This window comes from Pantoea sp. 18069 (assembly GCF_902706035.1).
Classification (GTDB): Bacteria; Pseudomonadota; Gammaproteobacteria; order Burkholderiales; family Burkholderiaceae_C; genus Comamonas.
This window is the reverse complement of record NZ_CACSJA010000001.1, coordinates 425,418-432,085: the sequence shown is the minus strand read 5'-3', so window position 1 is coordinate 432,085 and position 6,668 is coordinate 425,418. Positions and strand designations below refer to the sequence as shown.

The 6,668-nt window shown below is 59.2% G+C and carries 8 protein-coding genes and 2 pseudogenes; 4 read left to right on the top strand and 6 right to left on the bottom strand.

The window, feature by feature from the left end; genetic code table 11:
- Positions 1–328, bottom strand: a pseudogene (locus GVL12_RS02115) (IS66 family transposase zinc-finger binding domain-containing protein); the annotation flags it as partial.
- Between the two features lie 29 nt (positions 329–357).
- Here GVL12_RS02115 and GVL12_RS02110 point away from each other — a divergent pair.
- Positions 358–588, top strand: coding sequence for a hypothetical protein (locus GVL12_RS02110; protein WP_159910972.1), 231 nt, complete (start codon positions 358–360; stop codon positions 586–588).
- A 13-nt stretch (positions 589–601) separates the two neighbouring features.
- Here the strand turns inward: GVL12_RS02110 and tnpB are convergent, their stop codons facing one another.
- The 3 genes and pseudogenes from tnpB to GVL12_RS26995 all read right to left on the bottom strand — a co-directional run.
- Positions 602–937 carry an IS66 family insertion sequence element accessory protein TnpB gene (gene tnpB / locus GVL12_RS02105; RefSeq protein WP_159910971.1) on the bottom strand — a complete coding sequence of 112 codons (336 nt, stop codon included), beginning with the start codon at positions 935–937 and terminating at the stop codon, positions 602–604.
- A complete protein-coding gene (locus GVL12_RS02100) occupies positions 934–1,323 on the bottom strand; it encodes a transposase (RefSeq protein ID WP_159910970.1) in 390 nt (129 codons plus the stop codon). The genes tnpB and GVL12_RS02100 overlap by 4 nt, the downstream gene beginning before the upstream one ends.
- A 203-nt stretch (positions 1,324–1,526) precedes the next feature.
- Positions 1,527–1,721, bottom strand: a pseudogene (locus GVL12_RS26995) (transposase); the annotation flags it as partial.
- Between the two features lie 151 nt (positions 1,722–1,872).
- On the opposite strand from GVL12_RS26995, the gene GVL12_RS02090 reads away from it, so the two are divergent.
- The 3 genes from GVL12_RS02090 to GVL12_RS02080 all read left to right on the top strand — a co-directional run bounded on the left by GVL12_RS02090 (position 1,873) and on the right by GVL12_RS02080 (position 3,379).
- Positions 1,873–2,049, top strand: a complete 177-nt coding sequence (locus tag GVL12_RS02090; protein WP_159910969.1) for a hypothetical protein — start codon at positions 1,873–1,875, stop codon at positions 2,047–2,049.
- Positions 2,050–2,379: 330 nt separating this feature from the next.
- Positions 2,380–3,126: a hypothetical protein gene (locus GVL12_RS02085; RefSeq protein WP_159910968.1), complete on the top strand. Its 747-nt coding sequence runs from the start codon at positions 2,380–2,382 to the stop codon at positions 3,124–3,126.
- 1 nt (position 3,127) lies between these two features.
- Complete coding sequence (locus GVL12_RS02080) at positions 3,128–3,379, top strand: hypothetical protein (RefSeq protein ID WP_159910967.1); 252 nt, start codon at positions 3,128–3,130, stop codon at positions 3,377–3,379.
- Between the two features lie 548 nt (positions 3,380–3,927).
- Here the strand turns inward: GVL12_RS02080 and mauJ are convergent.
- Positions 3,928–5,334: a methylamine utilization protein MauJ gene (mauJ, locus tag GVL12_RS02075; RefSeq protein ID WP_159910966.1), complete on the bottom strand. Its 1,407-nt coding sequence runs from the start codon at positions 5,332–5,334 to the stop codon at positions 3,928–3,930.
- 152 nt (positions 5,335–5,486) lie between these two features.
- Positions 5,487–6,635 (bottom strand): hypothetical protein, encoded by a 1,149-nt coding sequence (locus GVL12_RS02070; RefSeq protein ID WP_159910965.1) that lies wholly within the window; start codon positions 6,633–6,635, stop codon positions 5,487–5,489.
- Positions 6,636–6,668 lie beyond the last annotated feature (33 nt).

The window sequence follows — 6,668 nt, the reverse complement described above, 5'->3', positions numbered from 1 at the left end:
ACGGCAGGTGGTCCGAGTGCTTGGCCACCAGCACATGGGCCAGCAGGCCCGCCGTAGGAATTCCCTTGTCGATGATCTCGGCGGGAACCGCAGCCTGTGTCAGCGTACGGCAGTCGCGGCACGCCCACTTGCCGCGCACATGGTTTTGCACAGTGAACACGCCAGGCGTGTAGTCCAGCTTCTGGCTGATGTCCTCGCCCACGCGTTGCAGCGCGCAGCCGCAGGCACAGGTCGTAGAGTCGGGCTCGTGGCGGATCTCGATGTGCGCCAGCTCCTGCGGCAGCGCCGCGCGCTTGGGTTGGGCTTTTTTCTTGTCGCCGGCAGACGGCGGCGCTTTCTGAACTTCATGCGCCGCAGGTGCGCGATCTCATAGGCCAGCTTCTCGAGCTTGGCATCGCGCCAATCGATCTCATGGTTGTGACGCTCGATGCGAGCGAGCAGCCTGGTGGCCAGCTCGCGCAGCTCGCTCTCACCCAGGGTGGCGAGTTGTTCAGGAGCGATCTGCGCAGCGTCGAGCATGGGGGGCAGTGTCGCGCGCCGTGCTCGCCTGCGCCATCGGCGGATTCACTGATTGCCGCACCTCTGTAGGGTTGCTCCGGTTTCACACGACGCTGATGACCCCGGCCTCCCCCATGCGCTGCCACGGCAGGCCGAGCACCAGCGCATCGAGCTGCTCACGCGTGAGCGACTGCGGCGCCCCGCAGCCACCGCCAGGCCAGATGAAGCGGCCTTCATGCAACCGCCGTGCCGCCAGCCAGATGCCAATGCCGTCATGGATGAGGACCTTCAGACGGGTCGAGCGCCGGTTGGCAAAGATATACGCATGGTGAGGTCGTGCGGCGCCGAAGACCTTCACGACCCGAGCCAGGGTGGTGTCGGTGCCGGCACGCATGTCCATTGGCTCGGTGCACAGCCATACCGCCTCTACGCGGATCATCGCAGCCAGTCCCGCAGCCAGGCCGCGCAATCCCGAGCCGCACTCACCGGCCAGACCAGAGTGAGCGTCGTATCACCACGCTGCAGTTCAATACGGATGTCACCCTCAACAGCCGGTGCCGGCAGTGCCAACGGCACGAACGTCGGCCCCGGCATGGGGATGTCTTGTACCGACTGCGCCGGCATGACCTTGGGCTTGGGAGGCAATGCGCTCTCGGCGTCAATCACCCATTTGCGCAGCATATTGGCGTTCAGGCTGTGCGCCAGTGCTACCGCTGCGATGGACACACCAGGGTGCATGCACTCCTGGATTACCGCTGCCTTGAATTCCGAGCTATGCCGCCGCCGGCGTCGCCGGCCCATCAAATCTATCCCGTAAGTGTTCATGTGTCCGCCTAAGTTGGTGGACACGAGCCTCCTACAGCGTCGGGTCGATATCAACGTGTGTTTGCTGGCGCCTTACCAAAGACTCTCAACCTCCTCGCTACTCGGTGCCACGCACGCGCCGCACCTATACCCCGCAGTTCAAGAGCGAACTGCTGACAGCCTGCAAGCAGCCCGGCGCCTCGATTGCCGCTTCGGTCAGCCACCAGCGCGCCTTCGCGCTCGAGCCGACGCCAAGTGAACAGCAGGCTGGCCGCGAGGTCCTTCTGGCGGGCCACGAGCGACACGCTCATGCCTGGTTCATACGTCCTGCGAACCAAGGCCGCCTTCTCGGCGGGCGACCAGCGCCGCCTGCGCTTGTCTCGAGTAATGATCTCTATCGTCTCTGTATGTCTAGTCATACGCACAGTCCTATGCCTATCTGGAAGATAAGCGATAGACCGTGTCCGGAGATTCAGGGGGCTATCTCACACGGAGGTCTACAAGTTGCTCGGCCTGAAGAGTTGGAAGAGCGTCAACGACCTCATCAAGCGGATTGAGGACTAGAAGGGCGTGAACATCAAGGGCTTCGACAACAAGTACTACGTGAAGGTGAAGTTCGGCATTGCCGAGACCAGCAAGTCGCACAAGTACTCCGACGCCTTCGTGGATCTCTTGAAGAGGGTTATCGCTGGCGAGGACTACAAGGTCGACACCGAGGAAATCAAGGTCGCGCCAGCCGCGAAATAGGCGTCCTACGCCGTGTAAAGATTTGTTTCTACGAAGGGGTGGCAGCCTTTCTAATTCCCGATAGCTCAGATACGTAACGATACGCAAGATAGTAGCGATACGCGCGATATGGGTGGAAAATCGCAAGTCATTGATTTTACTAGTGAAATAGCGATTTCATGCTGGCAAAGTGATTGACTCACATCTGAGTTATACTTTTTTTGCGACATCTGACTCCTGTGAGTTTGCTGGTTTTCACGACTGCTGAGTGACTGGGAGATTCTAAGTGGTTGATTCGTAAGGGTGGAGCTTGGAAAATTGACTCCTGTTTCAAACTACTTTCGATCAGCCATGACAACAACTATCCCGCTCCCTACTGGCATGTCGGTGCCGCCCGCACCGACGCCTGTGGCACCGCCTGTTCCTGCGTCAGTTGGCTCGCCACTGGCTGCTGCCTCCACGCCTGTCGTGTCGACGACCATGCTGCAGTTCCCGTTCGACCCGGTGGCACTAGCCGCGGCCGCGCTTGAACAGAAAAATAAGAAGCAGGCCGCCAAGGTCAACTCGAAGGCGAAGCAGGCGTCCATCGACATTCGCAAGCTTCACTGGCCCGAGGTCAAAGACGAAGACCTCTGGCTGCTAGACGCTGCGACCAAGAAGCGTGGCGGCTTCTCCCAGGTGCCGCGCACGCTGGGCTTGATGATCAACATCATCAACAACATCGCGAAGCGCATGTACGGCAAGTCGGTGCCTGCGGGCAAGACGTACCTCGTGTTGTGGATGCATCACTTCAGCGAAGGTCTCGTGAAGATCCACAGCGAAGCAGATGCCGCGTACGAAGCGGGTTACGACGGCCAGCGGAACATCACCACGTTCCGCGCCCACATGAAGATCCTGCAGGAAGTCGGCTTCATCGACTTCCGCAAAGGTCCGAAGGGGCCGATGCAATACGTGCTGATGCGAAGCCCGTACAAGGTCTTGAAGAAGCTTCATGCCGAGAAGGACAAGCACGGCATGCAGTTGGTGTCGAATCAAGAGTACGCCGCCGTCATCGAGCGGGTGAACGACATCGGTTCTCGGGACGAGCTGGAGGACTGACATGCAACGCAACCAAGTCGAAGAGTTCTACCGCGAGTTGGATGCCACCCGCGAAGATTTCGTCCGTCAGAAGTTCACCACGAACGGCTACGCTGGATGGAAGGTCAAGCATGTGAAGCAGTGGCTGGATCGCAAGTCGGAGGCCGCGAAGACCAAACGTGAAGAGTCGGTTCGCTTGTGGACGATGGTGGTCGGCGTCACGGGCGTGATCGCACTCTTTGTGACAAGCGTCGGAGCGTTCCTCAAGGGCTAGCCATTCACCAGATGAAAACGCAACGCCGCCGTACTAATAGTGTTGTTCTGGTGCGGCGATGACCAGTGGGGCACCCACAGTTTCCGATTTGGGTCGAGACTGCCTTCCACTACTCTTCCGATCGAGAGACAGGGTTTCGGTATCCAATTCGGCTTGACGAAGGTCCGGAACGGTTCGATACCTTCAGTTCGACACCTCGAGCAGCAGACACTGAGCGCTGGTTGAGAGACGAGTTGCAGTTAGGCCGCCTAGATGACTGTTTCGCCCTCGGCTGCGGTCATCGCTGCAGCCGCGTCGCAAGGTACAAGATGACGGCTTCGGGTCCCCGACCGTGCACCAGGCTACTTGCTGCGGAAGACAGCACCCGCTGCGAGGCCGACGCCCAGCTGACATGTTCGAGAGGTCGCAAAAGGTTGGGTGCAGCCTGTCGTGAGAGACCGCTGCCGCCCCACTCCAGTCCTTCGTCTAGGCTGACGGAATGACGGCAGTGCAGCGGGTGCGGCAATCGGAGGCAGACAGTCGGGTGCACGGTCAGTCCAGCAAAGCCGTCATCGGCTCTTCGGCGCCTTCAGACTCTGTCCCAGAGGGGATACCTGAGCGTGCGTGTCCATTGTGGTGCCTGCCGTCGCCGAGGCCGCCTGCGCCTTACGCCTCCTGAACTGCTCCAGCGCCGCGGCGACCATCTTCTCCGGCACCTGCGGAATGATGTTCACAGGGATGACGATCTCGCACGGTACCGGGTCAACGCCTTTAATGCACAGCTCTACCTGGCTGTTTGCCACTACGCTGTGGAAGTAGCGTGTGGAGTGTTCGACCTCGGCCTCGGTAACCTCGCTGAACTGGTCGGTCACCCCCCCTTCTTCGAGCAGGGTGTGAATACGCCCGTTCGCGAAATCCACAGCGAAGCGTAAGAACACAGTCGTCCGGCGGCTAACGGCCAAGAACGACACCACCCCAGGACCGTAACCCTCCGCAGCCAGCTGCATGTCGTACATGCACTCCGGTGCTTCACGCCCCCACAGGCGCACGGACACCTTGTTATCCCGGAGCTGCCCCAACGTCGACAGGTCCTTGATCTCTTCGCCAGCCTGAAGCTTGAGAAGAGTTTCCGCTGGCAACAGCCCATGCCACGGCGCCGTGCGGTCCCGTGATTCATAGAGTTCGGAATCGTCCGGAACACCCGCCTCTACCTTGATGTACCGGGCGGCCAATCCGGCGATGACACCCAGGTCCTCGGCGATGCGCCGACGGTCGGCCGGAATATCCGGGTCGACAATGGCGCCACCCAGACTTGCATGCGCGACAGCGCAGCGGCCGGACTCGAACAGGTGCTTGCCGACGTCGAACCCCTGCTTCTTCAGCTCCGCCACCCGCTTTGCGGGGTCACCGTCCAGCAGGTCGAGGTTGGTGCCAATCCAGGCCACACGGTCCTTGGAGGTGAACTGCGACTCCACGACCTTGAAGAAACTCAGGAACGAATAAGGCTCGTGGACGTGTCGCAGGCGTTTGCCTTCTCGCATAAATGCCAACGCCTTACGGGTCTGCTCGTCCACGATGACAGGCATGTAGTTGCAGTTAAAGAACTTCGTTCCATCAAACGTGGTCGTGAAGGCATCGCGAGAGCCATAGAGCACCGGTCCTGAGCCCCAGACGGCTCCAATCACGTCGACATATCCGCCCTTAAACCATCCAAGCACTGAGGCGAACAGGTAGCAGCGCGTTTGCGCCGCGTCGATGTCACCCCGGGGGCAAGGCGTTGAGATGCACGGTGCTTGCCTTTCCTCGCCAGCCTTCTTACCTCGCAGCACGTACTCGTTGTCGTCGTACAGCACCCAGACATCTTCCTGAGGCCAGGGAATCGAAGACGCCACGCCGACTGTCAACCAGCCCTGCCTCGACGTGAGCTTCGCTTGAGCTGCTTCGCCGTAGAGATGGGGAACGTACGGTGTCTTCATCATGCAAGCCTATCTCGTGGTGTTTGTCCGTTATGTGCGGCGGGCATCTTAGCGGTCGGCAGCCGGTCACGACCGGGGGCATTCAACGACTAGTGTCCATGGTTAGCCATCCGCAGTGGTCGAGCGACAGCGTACCCAATGTGCTTGCAGCGCTAACTAGCAAGCTTTGTAGTTCCGCTGTCGTCAGTCCCAGCCTTCATTTCCTGCATGAGCTTGTCAAACGCAGTTGGATAGCCATCTGGAATGACCTTTATGTTCGACTTGGCGAGCAGCCAGTACAGTGGAATTTCGCTGGCCAGGCCACATGGCCGGCAGTACGCTTGTTCTATCAAATACATCGACATCACGTTCTCACGGTCGAATCGAAACGGCTTGTCGCAGTGAAGGCAGGTCAGCATCGGGCGCATCGCCTTCAAGACCTGCTTCGACAGTGGCCCCTGCTTTGCCCCCGTGAGGCATTCATACGTACCCAGAGAAATCAGCACAAGATGGTTGGTGGTCGCAATGTTGCCGTAAGCAATTTCCGAGAAGGTACGTAAAGCCAGCTGCACGAGAAAGAGCATCAAGTACGGCAGCTTGTCGTAGACCGCGTAGTACAGGTGGTCCGAGCCGGCGTTGTTGAAGATGAAGTTGATGTTCAGGTCTTCCGTTTTGAGGTTCGCCCCCTGGCTCGTAATAAGGTGGGTTGCCTTCTGCCATAGCGGTTCGAAGCCATTGCCGGCCTCCTTGGAAAACACCATCTGGTCGATGAGTTCCGCGTCGAACGCATCCTTGGTGGCCAGCTTCTGTGCTGCAAGGTTCAGAAGCTCGCGACGACGTTCAGGCTTCACGCCGTTCAACGACGTGTAGTTGTCCTTCTCGAACCTCGCGAGGAAGTCTTCGGGGTCTCCCAATAGCCAAGCCAGGAACAGCATATTTTCCTTGAACGGCTTGCGCAGCAGCGAGAACGCAATGGCGAACTTCCTTTTCTCAAGGCCGCGAAGTCCTTCGTACACGAAATGCAGCAAGTCAGATGTAAGCGCCAGGATGAGGTGACTGATAAGCAAGTGCTTGCCAGCCTCTGTCAGTCCGGCCTTCTTGAGCATGTCCAGAACATCTAGCGGCCCCTCGTGGCCCTCGAGCTGAGCTGCTTTGGCAAGTCCGTCTCCGACCCAACGATGAACACCTGAGTCCTCGTACTCCTGCAGCAGCGCGACCATTCGGTCATGAAGAAAGAAGCAGAACTCGTGGTCAGGGCGGACGGCCGCTGGAATGTTCGCCAGGCAGTCCAACGGGCGCATTCCAAAAGTTTTCGTTTTCATTGCTCTCCCTGGTTGCTCGATATCTAGCGGCGA